Source organism: Paracoccus salipaludis (assembly GCF_002287065.1).
Classification (GTDB): domain Bacteria; phylum Pseudomonadota; class Alphaproteobacteria; order Rhodobacterales; family Rhodobacteraceae; genus Paracoccus; species Paracoccus salipaludis.
The window spans coordinates 169345-185252 of record NZ_NSJZ01000005.1 but is presented as its reverse complement, the minus strand read 5'-3'; the positions used below and the strand labels follow the sequence as shown (position 1 = coordinate 185252).

The 15908-nt window shown below is 68.9% G+C and carries 14 protein-coding genes; 4 read left to right on the top strand and 10 right to left on the bottom strand.

Features of this window, described 5'->3' with window-relative positions; genetic code table 11:
- The first annotated feature begins 10 nt into the window (after positions 1–10).
- Both CK240_RS08570 and CK240_RS08565 read left to right on the top strand, forming a co-directional pair.
- The gene (locus CK240_RS08570; RefSeq protein ID WP_167649996.1) at positions 11–817 is read left to right on the top strand and encodes a Crp/Fnr family transcriptional regulator; all 807 of its coding nucleotides are present in this window, start codon (positions 11–13) and stop codon (positions 815–817) included.
- Positions 818–903: 86 nt separating this feature from the next.
- The gene (locus CK240_RS08565; protein WP_095639922.1) at positions 904–3195 is read left to right on the top strand and encodes an FdhF/YdeP family oxidoreductase; all 2292 of its coding nucleotides are present in this window, start codon (positions 904–906) and stop codon (positions 3193–3195) included.
- A gap of 40 nt (positions 3196–3235) precedes the next feature.
- On the opposite strand, the gene CK240_RS08560 is transcribed toward CK240_RS08565, so the two are convergent.
- From CK240_RS08560 to CK240_RS08530, 7 genes are all read right to left on the bottom strand, one after another.
- Entirely contained in the window at positions 3236–3559 is a 324-nt protein-coding gene (locus CK240_RS08560) for a hypothetical protein (protein ID WP_095639921.1), read from the bottom strand.
- Positions 3560–3752: 193 nt separating this feature from the next.
- Positions 3753–4751, bottom strand: coding sequence for a branched-chain amino acid ABC transporter permease (locus CK240_RS08555; RefSeq protein WP_095639920.1), 999 nt, complete (start codon positions 4749–4751; stop codon positions 3753–3755).
- A gap of 1 nt (position 4752) precedes the next feature.
- Positions 4753–5640, bottom strand: a complete 888-nt coding sequence (locus CK240_RS08550; RefSeq protein ID WP_095639919.1) for a branched-chain amino acid ABC transporter permease — start codon at positions 5638–5640, stop codon at positions 4753–4755.
- 1 nt (position 5641) lies between these two features.
- On the bottom strand, positions 5642–6343 hold the full coding sequence (locus CK240_RS08545; protein WP_095639918.1) for an ABC transporter ATP-binding protein: 702 nt from the start codon (positions 6341–6343) through the stop codon (positions 5642–5644).
- Positions 6340–7113 (bottom strand): ABC transporter ATP-binding protein, encoded by a 774-nt coding sequence (locus tag CK240_RS08540; protein ID WP_095639917.1) that lies wholly within the window; start codon positions 7111–7113, stop codon positions 6340–6342. The genes CK240_RS08545 and CK240_RS08540 overlap by 4 nt, the downstream gene beginning before the upstream one ends.
- Complete coding sequence (locus CK240_RS08535) at positions 7110–8315, bottom strand: ABC transporter substrate-binding protein (protein ID WP_095639916.1); 1206 nt, start codon at positions 8313–8315, stop codon at positions 7110–7112. Before CK240_RS08535 ends, CK240_RS08540 begins: the two co-directional genes overlap by 4 nt.
- A gap of 170 nt (positions 8316–8485) precedes the next feature.
- On the bottom strand, positions 8486–9685 hold the full coding sequence (locus tag CK240_RS08530) for an ABC transporter substrate-binding protein (protein ID WP_095639915.1): 1200 nt from the start codon (positions 9683–9685) through the stop codon (positions 8486–8488).
- A 280-nt stretch (positions 9686–9965) separates the two neighbouring features.
- Here CK240_RS08530 and CK240_RS08525 point away from each other — a divergent pair, with 280 nt between their 5' ends.
- Positions 9966–10703 carry a peptidoglycan-binding domain-containing protein gene (locus CK240_RS08525; protein ID WP_095639914.1) on the top strand — a complete coding sequence of 246 codons (738 nt, stop codon included), beginning with the start codon at positions 9966–9968 and terminating at the stop codon, positions 10701–10703.
- Positions 10704–10748: 45 nt separating this feature from the next.
- On the opposite strand, the gene CK240_RS08520 is transcribed toward CK240_RS08525, so the two are convergent.
- From CK240_RS08520 to CK240_RS08510, 3 genes are all read right to left on the bottom strand, one after another.
- Positions 10749–12269: an aldehyde dehydrogenase (NADP(+)) gene (locus tag CK240_RS08520; protein WP_095639913.1), complete on the bottom strand. Its 1521-nt coding sequence runs from the start codon at positions 12267–12269 to the stop codon at positions 10749–10751.
- A gap of 144 nt (positions 12270–12413) precedes the next feature.
- Entirely contained in the window at positions 12414–13289 is an 876-nt protein-coding gene (locus CK240_RS08515; RefSeq protein WP_095639912.1) for an NAD(P)H-hydrate dehydratase, read from the bottom strand.
- The gene (locus CK240_RS08510) at positions 13286–14056 is read right to left on the bottom strand and encodes a histidine phosphatase family protein (RefSeq protein ID WP_205957788.1); all 771 of its coding nucleotides are present in this window, start codon (positions 14054–14056) and stop codon (positions 13286–13288) included. Before CK240_RS08510 ends, CK240_RS08515 begins: the two co-directional genes overlap by 4 nt.
- Before the next feature lie 186 nt (positions 14057–14242).
- On the opposite strand from CK240_RS08510, the gene CK240_RS08505 reads away from it, so the two are divergent.
- Entirely contained in the window at positions 14243–15841 is a 1599-nt protein-coding gene (locus CK240_RS08505; RefSeq protein ID WP_095639911.1) for an ABC transporter substrate-binding protein, read from the top strand.
- Positions 15842–15908: the final 67 nt, after the last annotated feature.

Here is a 15908-nt window from a genome sequence, read left to right as displayed (position 1 = left end):
GGAGAGGGGATTGCAGGGACTCGACCTTCATCGCGCCTACCCGCAACTGTTCACACGCTCCGAGGCGGATCTGGTCACATCCCTGCAGGGGGCTGCCGCGACGGTCCGGCCCCGGCACAAGCTGGTGCAGGCCGGGGTGCCCGTGACCGCCTGCTCGTATCTGCTTGAAGGGTTCGCGGGCCGCTATCGCGCCGACCACCAGGGGCGGCGGCAACTGCTGGGGCTGCTGATCCCGGGCGACTTCATCGACCTGCCGACCTGGCGGCTGGGCCACAGCGACCACGAGATCGTGGCCTTGGCTCCTGCCAGGGTCTGCGCCTTGCCGCATGCGGCCATCTCGGACCTGCGGCAGGATGCGCCCGACCTTTACGACAAGCTGTGGCAGGTCACGCTGCTGGACGCCGCCATCGAACGCTACTGGACCTTTCGCAACGGAAGGCTGACGGGCCGGGCGCGGATCGCCAGCCTGTTTGCCGAAGCCCTGGTCCGGCAATATGCGCGCGGCCTTTGCGGGCTGAACGGCTGCCCCCTGCCCATCAGTCAGACCGATCTGGCCGAGGCCTGCGGCATGACCCCGGTCCATGCCAACCGCATGCTGGGCGAACTGCGCCAGGAACAGGTCTGCCTGTTCCTGGACGGCCGGGTCGAGGTCATGGACCTGGCGGGACTGTTCCGGCAGGCGCAGTTCGACTGGGACTACCTTTATCTGCCGCCCGAGATCAGCGAGCGGCTGGCGGAAATCGCGCGGGGCGAGGCCGCGCCCGTCCCGCAGGGCTGGGCCCGGCAGGCGGCGGCCCGGCGGGTCAGGCGGCTCTGATAATTGGCATCTTCTGGAACCCCGGGGATCGCCCGGGCCTTCCTTCCGGCAGGCACAGCCCGCGCCTGCGTAGCCGGGGGGCCGCCATGAGCCAGAAGCGAACCGATCCCGAAACGCAGCAGGATCCCGACACGCCCCATTACGGCGGTCCCGCCGGTGGCTGGGGATCGCTGGAAGGCATCAGCAAGGTCATCGTGGGCCAGCCGCCGACCGCCGCCGTGCTGGACACGCTGCGGCGCCAGAACAAGCCCAACGGCCACATGTGCACCTCCTGCGCCTGGGCCAAGCCCGCCAAGCCGCACTTGGCCGAGTTCTGCGAGAACGGCGCCAAGGCCACGATCTGGGACCTGGACCGGCGCACCTGCGACCCCGATGTCTTCGCCAGCCGCACGGTCGAGGACCTGCGCAAGCTGTCCGACCACGAACTCGAGTCGCTGGGCCGCCTGACCCATCCCTTGCGCTTCGATCCCGAGACGCGTCGCTATGTGGAAACCACCTGGGACGAGGCCTTTGCGGGCATCGGCGCCGCCCTGCGCCGCCTGGACCCGAAGTCGGTCGTCTTCTACACCTCGGGCCGCGCGAGCCTTGAAACCTCGTTCATGTGGCAGCTTCTCGCGCGGATGTACGGGCACAACAACCTGCCCGATTCCTCGAACATGTGCCACGAGACGACCAGCGTGGCACTGAAGAAGTTCATCGGATCGCCCGTCGGCACCTGCGTGCTGGAAGACTTCGACCATTGCGACCTGATGCTGTTCTTCGGCCAGAACACCGGCTCGAACAGCCCGCGCTTCCTGCACACGCTGCAGCAGGCCCGCCAGCGCGGCTGCCGGATCATCACCTTCAATCCCGTGCGCGAGGCGGGGCTGCTGCGCTTCCGCAATCCCCAGCAGATCACCCAGATGCTGGGCGGCTCGACCGAGATCTCACAGCTTTACCTGCAGGTGCGGCCGGGCGGCGACATGGCCGCGATCCTCGGCCTGATCAAGCGGGTGCTGGAACTGGAAACGGCCGAAGGCGGCATCCTCGACCACCGCTTCCTGACCGAGCATACCACCGGCTTCGAGGCGCTGAAGGCCCATGCGGATGCGACGGGCTGGGACGAGATCGAGGCGCTGTCGGGCCTGTCGCGCGACCACCTGCGCGAGGTCGGCACGGCCTATGCCCGGTCCAAGCGCGTGATCGCCATGTATGGCATGGGCCTGACCCAGCATGTCCGGGGCGGCGAGACGCTGGGGATGCTGGTCAACCTGATGCTGCTGCGCGGCAACATCGGGCGGCTGGGCGCGGGGATCTCGCCCGTTCGGGGACATTCCAACGTGCAGGGTCAGCGCACGGTCGGCATCTCGGAAAAGCCCGAGCTTGTGCCCCTGGACGAAATGGGCCGGATGTTCGGCTTCTCGCCCCCGCGCGAGACGGGCCACACCACCGTCGAGGCGGCACAGGGCATTCTCGACGGCTCGGTCAGGGGATTCCTGCAGATGGGCGGCAACTTCGCCATCTCGATCCCGGATTCGGGCCGGGTCATGCCGGCATGGGAAGGCCTCGACCTGATCGTCAACGTGGCGACCAAGCTGAACCGCTCGCACCTGCTGCCGGGGCGGCAGACCTGGCTGCTGCCCTGTCTGGTGCGGTCCGAGGAGGACGAGCAGGTGTCCGGCCCGCAGGTGGTGTCCATCGAGGATTCGCTGTCCCACATCTACGCCTCGCTGGGCCGGAACGAACCCGCCGCGCGGATGCTGCTGTCCGAGCCCGCGATCGTGGCGGGGATCGCCAGGGCCACGCTGGAGCCCAATCCCCAGGTTCCCTGGAACGACTGGGTGGCCGACTATTCCCGCGTCCGCGCCTGCATCGAGGCGCTGTGGCCCGACAAATTCTTGGGCTACGAGCGGCGGATGCACGAGCCGGGCGGCTTCTACAAGGGCAATGCCGCGCGCGAGCGCCGGTGGGAAACCGAAAGCGGCAAGGCCGAGTTCTCGGTGCCCGAGTCCAACTCGGGGCTGAGCCGGCCGCTGGGGCCGGGGGAATACACGCTGGTCACGCTGCGCTCGAACGACCAGTTCAACACCACGATCTACGGCTTTTCAGACCGGCTGCGGGGGCTGTCGGGCGACCGCATGATCGTGCTGATGAACCCGGCCGAGATCGCGCGGGCCGGACTGGCCGAAGGGCAGAAGGTGCGGCTTGTCTGCGCCGAGGAGGACGGGCACCCGCGCGGCGTCGCGGGGCTGACGGTCACGGCCTATGACCTGCCAGACCACTGCGTCGCGGCCTATTACCCCGAGGTGAACCCGGTCATCCCCGTGGGCCTGCACGACCGGATGTCGAAGACCCCGGCCTACAAGGGCGTGCCCGTCCGGCTTGAGGCCATGCAGTGAGGTCCGGGCGCGCCGGGAACCTTTCCCGGCGCGCGGGTCGTCACATCGCCACCAGCAGCAGAAGGCCTACCGCCACGATCCCCGCGATGATCACGATGGAGGCCCGGCCCGGTCCGCGCTTGTCGTTGCCGAAGTCCGGGGCCCGCTGGCCTGCCTGAGCGCCTTGCTCGCGCTCGATGCTGCGGGCCATGGCCACCTGCTGGGGCGTGTTGGGGGTGCCCGCCGCCTCGTCATCCGTGCCCAGGGGCGAGGCCGCGGGGTCGGGATAGCTGACCTTGTCCCCCGTCAGCCCCTGGTCGATGTCCTTCTTGAGCAAGCTGGGGTTTCCGCCCCGCTGTTCGCCATTGTCGTTCACGAGAGCCATCCGATGCTGCTGTTGCCTGATGCCGTGCCGCCCGGCCGTCTGCCGGAGAGCCCGATGAAGTCCCGCGCGCTCGGGCGCGATCACGTGTCAGTCAACGACTCTGCCCCGGCAAACGGTCCCCGCCCGCGCCCGAAAATGAAGCGGCCGCCGCGAAGGGATCGCGGCGGCCTTGGTTTCTTTGGTCGGCAGCGCCTCAGCCCGGCGGGCGCAGCCCCAGGGCGCGGCCCAGGCGGGAATGGGCCAGTTCCCCGATCAGCCCGCGGCGGAACAGCATGACGCAGACCATGAAGACCAGGCCGGTGATGATCGTGACCGGGAAGGCCGAGGTCGCCAGCAGGTTCTGCAGCGCGATCACGATGCCCGCGCCCAGCACCGGGCCCAGCAGCGTCCCGATGCCGCCGATCAGCGTCATCAGCACCACCTGGCCCGACATGTGCCAGTCCACGTCCGTCAGGGTGGCGAACTGCATCACCAGCGCCTTCAGCCCGCCGGCCATGCCCGCCAGCGCCGCCGACATCACGAAGGCTCCCAGCTTGTACTGCGCAGTCGCATAGCCCAGCGAGACGGCGCGGTTCTCGTTTTCCCGGATGGCCTTGAGGATCATGCCGAAGGGCGAGTTCACGAAGCGCCAGATCAGCAGCAGCCCCAGCACGAAGACCGCCAGCACGAAGAAGTACATGGTCATCGTGTCGTTGAGGTCGATGAACCCGAACAGCAGTCCGCGGGGAACGGCCTGGATGCCGTCCTCGCCATGGGTGAAGGGCACCTGCAGGCAGAAGAAATAGAACATCTGCGCCAGCGCGAGGGTGATCATGGCAAAGTAGATGCCCTGCCTGCGGATGGCGATGGCCCCGATCACCAGCCCCAGCCCCGTCGCGCCCAGGATGCCCAGCGCCAGCGCGAACTCGGGGTTCCAGCCCCAGACCTTGGCGGCATGGGCCGTGAAATAGGCCGCGCCCCCGAAGAAGGCCGCATGGCCGAAGGACAGCAGGCCCGTGTAGCCCAGAAGCAGGTTGAAGGCCGCCGCGAACAGCGCAAAGCACAGCATGGTCATCGCGAAGACGGGATAGACCACGAAGGGCGCCCCGATCAGCACCACCGCGCCGAGGGCCAGCAGCAGAAGCTGCACGCCCCGGCCCATGGTCGGGACCGAGCCCGGCTCGGAGGTCGGGATTTCGGATGTCCTGGCCATCTCAGGCTTCCTTTCCGAACAGGCCTGCGGGGCGCAGGATCAGCACGATCGCCATGATGACGAAGATCACGATGTTGGAGGCCTCGGGGTAGAAGACCTTGGTCAGCCCTTCGGCCACGCCCAGCAGGTAGCCCGTGACGATGGCGCCCATGATCGAGCCCATGCCGCCGACCACGACCACCGCGAAGACCACGATGATGATGTTCGAGCCCATCAGGGGCGAGACCTGGTAGATCGGCGCCGCCAGCACGCCCGCGATGGCGGCAAGCCCGGCCCCCAGCGCGTAGGTCAGCGTCAGAAGCATCGGCACGTTGATCCCGAAGCTCTGCACCAGGGTCGGGTTCTCGGTCGCCGCGCGCAGGGTTGCGCCCAGCCGCGTCTTCTCGATCAGCGCCCAGACCGCAAGGCAGACGATCAGCGAGGCGAGGATCACCCAGCCGCGGTAGATCGGCAGCACCATGAAGCCCAGGTTGACCGCCCCCGTCAGCGCCGCCGGGGCCGCGTAGGGCTGGCCCGAGGCGCCGAAATACCAGCGCATCGTGCCTTCCAGCGTCAGCGCCAGCCCGAAGGTGAACAGCAGGCCGTAAAGGTGGTCCAGCTGATACAGCCGCGACAGCATGGTGCGTTCGACCAGCGCCCCGAAGGCGCCCACCACCAGCGGCGCCAGGATCAGCGCGAACCAGTAGTTGATGCCCAGCCAGTTCAGCGCCAGCAGGGCCACGAAGGCCCCCAGCATGTATTGCGCGCCATGGGCGAAGTTGATGACGCGCAGAAGGCCGAAGATCACGGCCAGCCCCAGCGACAGCAGCGCGTAGAACGAGCCGTTGATCAGCCCGATGAGGATCTGGCCCATGAAGGCCTGGATCGGGATTCCGAAGATCATCGTCATCTCAGACTCCCAGCGTTTCGTGCAGCATGTCCATGCGGGCGTTCAGCTCGCCCACCGGGAATTCGTGGGTCATCACGCCGTGGTCCATGACATAGAAGCGGTCCGCGACGCGCGACGCGAAGCGGAAGTTCTGTTCCACCAGCACCACGGTCATGCCGCGGGCCTTCAGTTCGCGCAGCACCGCGCCGATGGCGTCGATGATGACGGGGGCCAGCCCCTCGGTCGGCTCGTCCAGCAGCAGGCAGCGCGCGCCGGTGCGCAGGATGCGCGCCATCGCCAGCATCTGCTGCTCGCCCCCCGACAGCTTGGTGCCGGGGCTGTTGCGGCGTTCCCTGAGGTTGGGGAACAGGCTGTAGATCTCGTCCAGCGTCATGCCGCCGGGCGCCACCACGGGGGGCAGCATCAGGTTCTCGTCCACCGACAGGGTGGCGAAGATGCCGCGTTCCTCGGGGACGAAGCCCAGGCCCGCCCGCGCGGTCCGGTGCAGCGGCATCGCCAGCACGTCCTGTCCCGCAAAGGTGATCTGGCCCGTCCGCTTGCGCACGATGCCCATGATCGAGCGCAGCGTCGTGGTCTTGCCCATGCCGTTGCGGCCCAGGATGCAGACCGTCTCGCCCTCGTTCACCTGCATGTTGACGCCATGCAGGACGTGGCTTTCGCCATACCAGGCGTTCAGCCCGGCCACGTTCAGAAGCGTGCTCATGCTTCGGTCCCCATGTAGGCGGTGCGCACGCGCGGATCGGCGGCGACGGTGGCGTAATCGCCCTCGGCCAGGATCTCGCCCCGCTGCAGCACGGTCACGTGGTGGCAGATGTCGGCCACGACCGAGAGGTTGTGTTCCACCATCAGCACCGCGCGGTGCCGGGCGACCTCGCGGATGATCTCGGCCACGGTATGCACGTCCTCGTGCCCCATCCCGGCCATCGGCTCATCGAGCAGCAGCACCTGCGGGTCGAGTGCGAGCGTCGTCGCGATCTCGAGCACCCGCTTGCGGCCATAGGAAAGGTCGGCGGCGCGCACGTCGCGCCAGGGCGTCAGCCCCAGTTCGTCGATCAGCACCTCGGCGCGTCCGTTCAGCACGTCCAGCGCCCCGAGCGAGCGCCAGAACTGCACATGCAGCTCGGCCGGGCGCTGCAGCGCCACGCGGACGTTTTCCAGCACCGTCAGGTGCGGGAAGACGGCCGAGATCTGGAAGGACCGCACCAGCCCCATGCGGGCGACCGCATCGGGCTTCATCTTCGTGATGTCGGTGCCCAGCAGCGTGATCTGGCCGCGCGTGGGCTGCAGGAACTTGGTCAGCAGGTTGAAGACGGTGGTCTTGCCGGCCCCGTTGGGGCCGATCAGCGCGTGGATGCGGGCGTGGTGGACATCCAGGTTCACGTTGTTGACCGCCGTGAAGCCCATGAAGTCCTTGCCGAGACCGCGGGCGGACAGCACCACCCGCGGCTCCTCGTCGTTGTGGACGTCGCTCATCCGGTTACCAGCGGGCAGCCCGCCTCGGCCGGCTTCATGTAGGCCTCGGCGCCGGGGATCGTGGCGCGGACGTTGTAATAGTCCCACTCGCCCTTGCTTTCCTCGGGGGTCTTCACCTGCATCAGGAAGACGTCGTTCATGAGCCGGCCGTTCGGCGCCACGGTCGCATTGCGGGCGAAGGCGTCGTTGATGGTCATGCTCTTGAGCTGCTTGGACACGGCGGCGGCATCGTCGCTGTTCGCGGCCTCGATCGCCTTGAGATAGGACAGCACCGCCGAATAGGTCCCCGCCTGGACCATGGTCGGCATCGCGCCGGTCCGTTCCTTGTAGCGGTTCCCGAAGTCGCGCGACTGGTCGTCGCGGTCCCAGTAGAAGGTCTCGGTCAGGTACAGCCCCTGGGCCGCCTGCAGCCCGAGGCCATGGACATCCGAGATCATCAGCAGCAGCCCGGCGAGGTTCTGGCCCGCCTGGGTCAGCCCGAACTCGGCCGCCTGCTTGATGGCGTTCTGGGTGTCGGTCCCGGCGCTGGCGAGGCCGACCACCTTGGACCCCGAGGCCTGGGCCTGCAGCAGGAAGGCCGAGAAGTCGGTGTTGTTCAGCGGATGGCGCACCGATCCCAGGATCTTGCCGCCGGCTGCCTCGACGGTCTTGGTGGTGTTTTCCTCCAGCGAATAGCCGAAGGCGTAGTCGGCGGTCAGGAAGAACCAGCTGTCGCCGCCCTCCGCCACGACGGCGCTGCCGGTGCCCACGGCCAGCGCATGGGTGTCATAGGCCCAGTGGAAGCTGTAGGGCGTGCAGGCCTTGCCGGTCAGTTCCGTCGTGCCGCCGCCGGTGACCATGGTGACCTTGTTGCGTTCGCCGGCCAGCGTCTGCACGGCCAGCGCCACCGACGAGGTGGTCAGGTCCATGATCGCGTCCACCTGCCCGGCGTCCAGCCATTCCCGGGCGATGGACGAGCCCACGTCCGCCTTGTTCTGGTGGTCGGCCGACACGATCTCGACCGGCATGCCCAGGATGGTGCCGCCGACCTCCTCGACCGCCATCTTCGCGGCCTCGACCGAGCCCAGTCCGCCCAGCGCCGAATAGGCGCCCGACTGGTCGTTCAGGATGCCGATCTTGATCTTGCCGTCCGAGATTTCCTGCGCCGAGGCCGCGCCAGCCAGCAGCGCCGCCGTGGCGGCGGTGATGTAAAGAAACTTCATGTAGTCCTCCCGATTTTGCCCGGGTTGTGGGCCCGGGGCAGCGCTTTCCTTGCGCCCGTTATGTCTCTCCGCGCCTCGGATGATTGCCGCAGTTCATGCCTGAAGCAAGACGTTAGCAGGAGGAGTCGCGCAAATGGCGGAGCCGGGCGCCCCGGCCCCGCCGGCCTTTCCTATCGGACCAGCGGACAGCCCGACTTCGCCGGGTCCAGATAGGCCTGATCGCCCGGAATCGTGGCCTTGATGTCGTAGTAATCCCACTCGCCCTTGCTTTCGGCGGGGGACTTCACCTGCATAAGGTAGACGTCCGAGATCATGCGCCCGTTCGGCCCGACCCGGCCGTTCTCGGCAAAGGCGTCGCTGACCGGCAGCTCGCGCATCTTGGCGGCGACGGCTTCCGTTTCGTCGGTGCCGGCTTCCTTGATGGCCTTGAGGTAATGCAGCACGCCCGAATAGGTGCCCGCCTGCACCATGTTGGGCATCCGCCCGGTGCGTTCCTTGAAGCGGTTGGCGAATTCGCGGCTGGCGTCGGTGCGGTCCCAGTAGAAGCTTTCGGTCAGCGTCAGCCCCTGGGCGGTTTCCAGCCCCAGCCCGTGCACCTCGGCCAGGGTGAACAGAAGCCCGGCCATGCGCTGGCCGCCCTGCACGATGCCGAACTCGGCCGCCTGCTTGATGGCGTTCTGGGTATCCAGCCCCGCATTCGCCAGCCCCACGACCTTGGCGCCCGAGCTTTGCGCCTGCAGCAGGAAGGACGAGAAGTCCGTCGCCGCCAGCGGATGGCGGACCGAGCCCAGCACCGTGCCGCCCTTTTCCTTGACGATGGCCGAGGTGTTTTCCTCCAGCGAATAGCCGAAGGCATAGTCGGCGGTCAGGAAGAACCAGCTGTCGCCTCCGTCCTCGACCAGCGCGCCGCCGGTGCCCACGGCCAGCGCGTGGGTGTCATAGGCCCAGTGGAAACCGTAGGGCGAGCAGGCCTTGCCCGTCAGGTCCGCGGTCGCCGCCCCCGTCACGAGGTCGATCTTCTTCTTTTCCGCGCTCAGCGCCTGCACCGCCAGCGCGACCGACGAGGTCGTCAGTTCCATGATCGCATCCACCTGTTCGGTGTCGTACCATTGGCGGGCGATGTTGCTGGCGATGTCGGCCTTGTTCTGGTGGTCGGCCGAGACGATCTCGACGGGCGCGTCCAGCACCGTGCCGCCGAAATCCTCGACCGCCATCTTCGCCGCCTCGACCGAGCCCATGCCGCCGAAATCGGCGTAAACGCCCGACTGGTCGTTCAGGATGCCGATCCTGACCTTGTTGTCCGAAACCTCGGCCCAGGCCGGCACGCCCAGCAGGGCCGCGACCGCGACCGATGCGAAAAACCTCGCCATGTTCTTTCTCCCTTGTCTGGGTGTCATGCGCGGTCCGTTCCGCGCAGCCCCGTTCCTCCGCCGCGCAGACTGGCCAAAGCGCGTTTCGCTGGCAAGCGCCCGCAAGCGGTCGGGGCAGGATTCCCGTTGCAAGTTTAAACGCTTGGAAACAGACAGCCCAAAGGTTGCGGGAACCGGATGGCGCGCGTGGCGCTATATCCCTCAGCCGCCCCCGCCATGGGGCACCAGCTTTGCGCCCGCGCACCGGCCGGGGCGCCACAGGAAAAGAAGGGGACCTTTGATGGTCAGGAGGATGATTTCGGCGGCCCTTGCCGCGACGCTGCTGTCCGCGCCCGTGCAGGCGCAGGACGTGGGCGAGATCGTGGGCGGGATCGCCCGCCAGTACCTGGAGCAGGAACAGGACCGCGCCGCCTTCTCGCAGGCGCAGCAGACGAACACGCTGTCGGCCTATCAGTCCTATCTGCGCCAGTTCCCGAAAGGCGCCTATGCCGAACAGGCGCGCGAACGCGTGCGGCGGCTGGGCGGGACCGTTTCCACGCCGAACACCCAGGCGGGCGCGGCTTCGCTGACGGCCGACCAGCGCGTCGCCGTGCAGCGCCGGCTGAACGCGCTGGGCTACAGCACCAACGGGCTTGACGGGAACTTCGGCCCCGGCACCCGCCGCGCCATCTCGCTGTGGCAGCGCGACCGCAACTATCCCCAGACCGGGGCCCTGACGCGTGCGCAGGCGACCGAGATCCTGCAGGGCCGCGCGCCCGCGGCAGGCGGTTCCTCGTCGAACGCGGGCGCAGGCTCGGGAGGAAGCGCCGCGCAGGCCGAGGCGGTGCTGAACCTCAGCCGGGAGCAGCGCCGGGCCGTGCAGGCCGGGCTGACGCGGCGCGGCTTCGACACGCGGGGCGTCGATGGCAGCTTCGGACGCGGCACCCGCAATGCGATCGCCGCCTGGCAGCAGGCCAATGACCTGACGGCCACCGGCTACCTGACCGCCAACCAGTTCGAGCGCCTGACCTCGCGCTGACCTTCTGGAAGCGAAGGGCCGCCCGAAGGGGCGGCCCTGTCCGTTTCAGCCTGCCAGATCGCCCGACAGCAGGTAGGGGGGCAGGTTCTGGAACGACACCGGCCGCAGGAAGCGCCGGATGGACAGCGTGCCTACGCTGGTCGCGCCGAAGTTGGTCGAGGCGGGGTAGGGCCCGCCATGGACCATCGCGTCCGCGACCTCGACCCCGGTCGGGAAGCCGTTGGCCAGCACGCGGCCCGCCTTCTGCGCGAGGATCGGCAGCAGGCGACGGGCAAGGTCCGCATCGCCCGGATCGGTTTGCAGCGTCGCGGTCAGCTGGCCGGGAAAGCCGCGGGCGATCCGCTCCATGTCCGCGGGCGAGCTTGCGCGCACCACCAGCCCGAGAGGGCCGAAGACCTCCTCGGCCAGGTCGTCCTCGCCCAGGAAGGCGTCGGCGGTGGTCTCGTAAAGGTTGGGCGAGGCGTTCCGCTCGGCGCTGTCGGTGGTCAGGACGGGCTTCACCGCATTGGACTTGCCCATCCGGTCCACGCCCTGCCGATAGGCCTGGGCGATGCCGTCGGTCAGCATGGTCTGGGGGGAGACCTGTTCCAGCGCGGCCTTGGCGGCGGCGACCAGCCGGTCGGCGTCGGGTCCGTCCATCACAACGGCGATGCCGGGATTGGTGCAGAACTGGCCCGCGCCCATGGTCAGCGACCCGGCCCAGCCCTTGCCGATCTCCTCGCCACGCGCGGCGGCTGCATGAGGCAGCACGAACATCGGGTTCACGGACCCCAGTTCCCCGAAGAAGGGAATCGGCTCGGGACGCTGGGCGCAAAGGTCGAACAGCGCCCGGCCCCCCTGCAGCGAGCCGGTGAAGCCCACGGCCTTGATGCGCGGATCGGTCACCAGCGCCTCGCCGACCTTGCGGTTGCCGCCCTGGATCAGGCTGAAGACGCCCTTGGGCATCCCGGTCTTCTCGATGGCGGCAAGGATCGCCTCGGCGACGATCTCGCCGGTGCCGGGATGGGCGGAATGGCCCTTGACCACGACCGGGCAGCCCGCCGCCAGCGCGGCGGCGGTGTCGCCGCCGGCGGTCGAGAAGGCCAGCGGGAAGTTCGAGGCGCCGAAGACCGCGACCGGGCCGATGGGCATCTGGATCATCCGCAGTTCGGGGCGCGGGGCCGGCGCGCGGTCGGGCAGCGCCGCGTCGAGGCGGCGGTCGAGATAGTCGCCCTTGCGGATGTGGTCCGCAAACAGCCGCAACTGGCCGGTGGTCCGCCCGCGCTCGCCCCCAAGCCGCGCCTCGGGCAGGCCGGATTCCTGGGTGCCGATTTCCGTGATCGCCTCGGCGCGGGCCTCGATCTCGTCGGCGATGGCTTCGAGGAAGCGGGCGCGTTCCTCGCGCGTGGTGGCGGCATAGGCGTCGAAGGCCCCGGCCGCCGCCGCGCAGGCGCGGGCGACGAGTTCCGGCGTGCCGACCGCGAAGTCATGCGCGGGGCCATGGGCGGGGCTCGACTTGAAGGTCGCCTCGCCGGCGACCCACTCGCCTCCGATCAGATGCTTTCCATGAGGGGTGAAGCCTGACATCCGGTGATCCTTTCGCTTGTGCCGCCAGCAGATGCAGGCGCGCCGGGGCGCCGCGTCTGGCCCATGCAGGGACACATCCCCCCCTTGGGCCCCGGTTGCAAGGGCGGGGAAGGGGTTTTTGGGCCCGGGCCTCGCGGCCCGCGCCTAGATCCCGCGCATCAGGCTCGGCACCTCGCCGGGCAGTTCGCGCGCAAGAAAGCCCATCATCCCCAGCCGCTCGGCCAGCCGCCGCCCGGCCTCTCCGTGCAGCCAGACCCCCCAGCAGGTCGCCTCCCAGGCGGGCATCCCGCGCGCGCAGAGGCCCGCGATGATGCCCGTCAGCACGTCCCCCGAGCCGCCCGTCGCCAGCCCCACGCCGCCGCCGCCATAAACGATGATCTCGCCGTCGGGACTGGCGATCACGGTGGTCGCGCCCTTGATCAGCACGACCGCGCGCAGCCGCCGGGCCTGTTCCAGCACCACGGCCTCGCGGTCGGCCTCGATCTCGGCGGCGGGAAGGCCGGTCAGCAGGGCCATCTCGCCCACATGGGGCGTCAGGATCGCGCCGCCGGGCAGGGCGGCGATGGCGTCCTGGCGGTCGATCCCGGCGCAGACGGCGGCCGCGTCGATGATGACGGGCGCGCTGCCTGCATGGGGCAGCAGGCTGTCGAGGATCACGCCGCCTGCCTCGGTGGTCCCCACGGCGGGGCCCAGCGCCAGGCAATCGCAGGGGGCGAGCTTGTCCGCGACGGGGCTGCAATCGGCGATTTCTCCGTCCGGGCCGGTGGGCAGGCCGAAGATCCCCGACTCGGGCATGGCCATGCCGGTCGGGATCGCCAGCGGCTCGGGCAGGGCGATCTGCACCTTGCCCGCGCCTGCCCGGAAGGCCGCGGTCGCGGTCAGCGTCAGCCCGCCCGGCACCAGGGTCGAGCCGCCGACAAGCATCAGCCGGCCGCGGCTGTTCTTGTCGGTGTCCTCGGGGTGGACCGGCAGCGGATGGCGCCGCAGCCAGACCGAGTCCAGAACCTGGGCGCCGCTCATCCCCGGTTCCCCACGATCGCGTCGGGCTCGCGGGTGACGGGGGTGGCCTCGGCCTCCATGGGCGCGGTGACGTTGTAGCGGATCAGTTGCAGCCCGCCGTCCGTGCCCTCGGCGCCCGGCTCCCAGCGGTATTCGGTGATCGAGCAGTTGGCGACATCCCCTTCGCGGTCGATGGCCAGGATCTCCTGCTCGGTCAGCCCCTCGATGAGGTAGCGCAGGCAAAGGACGACGACCTGGTGGGCCACGATCATCACCCGGCAGCCGCCGTGATGCAGCCCGACCGTGTCCATCAGCGCGCGCAGGCGGAAGATCACGTCGCACCAGCTCTCGCCCCCCGGCGGGCGGTGGTAGAACTTGCCCAGTGATGCGCGCAGTTCCGCCTGCTGGGGATGCTCGGCGCGGATGCCGAGGCCGGTCAGGCCGTCGAGGATGCCGAATTCCTTTTCCCGCAGCCGCTCGTCCAGGTGGATGCGGGTATCGGCGGGGCAGCCCCCGGCCTCGCGGAACAGCCGCGCCGTTTCCATCGCCCGGAGATAGGGCGAGGCGAGGACGACGTTCGGCCGCCCGTCCTCGGCCCCCGAGGCGAACCAGCGGCCCAGGGCGCGCGCCTGCTGTTCGCCCAGCGGCGACAGCGGCACGTCCACGTCCCGGCCGGTCAGGTCGATCCGGGGCAGGCCCTGCTGATAGGCGAAGTCGCGCGCCACGTTGCCCGCGCTTTCGCCATGCCGCACGATCCACAGCCGCTCGGGCCATCTTGGCGTCATCATCGTCCCCCGCATTCGTCTGACGGACAACACGGACGGGGGGGGCCGGGTTGCGCCATCGTGATGCTTGCGTCGCGGGGCAGGATGGCGCACCAACGATGCAGAGCCGGACGAACCGGCCAGTCTTCCCATGCGCTTGCCCGCGGCCGAACGACGAGGACCGGCGCCAGAACCGACAGGAACAGGACCATGACGCTTTCGTTTTCCGCCCGCGCGCTGCTGCTGGCATCCGCCCTCGCGCTTGCCCCGGCGGCTTACGCCGAGACCCCCGCCCACACGCTGGTGGTCGCCGCGCAGATCGACGACATCATCAGCCTCGACCCCGCGCAGAGCTTCGAGTTCTCGGGCAACGACGTCACCCAGAACCTGTATGACCGCCTGGTCGATTTCGACGCGCTGGACCTGTCCAAGGGCTATCAGCCCAGCCTTGCCGAAAGCTGGCAGATGAGCAGTGACGGGCTGACCCTGACCCTGACCATGCGCGAAGGCGTGACCTTCCAGTCGGGCAACCCCGTCCGCGCCGAAGACGCCGCCTGGTCGCTGCAGCGCATGGTCAAGCTGAACAAGACCCCGGCCTTCATCCTGACCCAGTTCGGCTTCACGCCCGAAAACGTGGACCAGATGATCACGGCCGAGGGGCGGACGCTGACCCTGCGGCTGGACAAGCCCTATGCGCAGTCCTTCGTGCTGAACTGCCTCGCTGCCAGCAACGCCGCCGTGATCGACAAGGAAACGGTGATGGCCAACGCCCAGGGCGACGACCTGGGCAATGCCTGGCTGTCCACCAACGGCGCGGGCTCGGGGCCCTACAGCCTGGCCGCCTGGCGCCCGAACGAGGTCGTCCAGCTTGTCGCCAACGACGGCTACTGGGGCGGCGCGCCCGCGATGAAGCGGGTGATCGTGCGCAACGTGCAGGAATCCAGCGCCCAGCGCCTGCAGCTGGAAGCGGGCGACATCGACGTGGCGCGCAACCTGACGCCCACCGACGTCGACGCGCTGGCGGGCAACCCTGCCATCAAGTTCAGCGAGGAGCTGAAGGGCCGCATCCTCTACATGGGGCTGAACCAGAAGGACCCGCTGCTGTCCCAGCCCCCGGTGATCGAGGCCATGAAATACCTGGTCGATTACGCCGGGATGGAGGCCTCGTTCCTCAAGGGCCAGTGGAAGACGCACCAGGCCTTCCTGCCCGAAGGCTACCTCGGCGCGCTGGAAGAGGACCCCTGGACCTATGACGTGGAAAAGGCCCGCAAGATCCTGACCGACGCGGGCATCACGAGCGGCACGGTCACGACAAAGGTGCGCGATATCCGCGAATACCTGGACGTGGCGCAGTCCCTGCAGAACGCCATGGCCCAGGTCGGCCTGACGCTGGAGATCGAGCAGATGACCGGCGCGCAGGTGCTGGACGCCTATCGCGCCCGCGAGGTGCCGATCTTCCTGGGCGAATGGGGCCCGGATTACGCCGACCCCCAGACCAACGCGGGGACCTTCGCCTACAACCCCGACAACTCGGACGAGGCCGGGCTGACCGGCCTTCTGGCCTGGCGCAACGCCTATGCGGTGCCCGCCGACATGAACGCCGCCGTCGACGCCGCGACCGTCGAGCAGGATACCGAGAAGCGCCGCCAGATGTATGTGGACCTGCAGAAGCGCTATCAGGCCGAGGCGCCAATCATCCCGCTGTTCCAGCGCGTGGCACGGGACGGGATGCAGGCCAACGTCCAGAACTGGTCCACCGGCGGCTCGGTGATCAGCGCGCCCTACAAGCAGGTCACCAAGGGCGAGTGAGCGGGTGAGCCTGGAAACCGCCCAAGTGCCGGGGCCGCAGTCCCGTTCCCGCAGCCCCGCCTGGCGG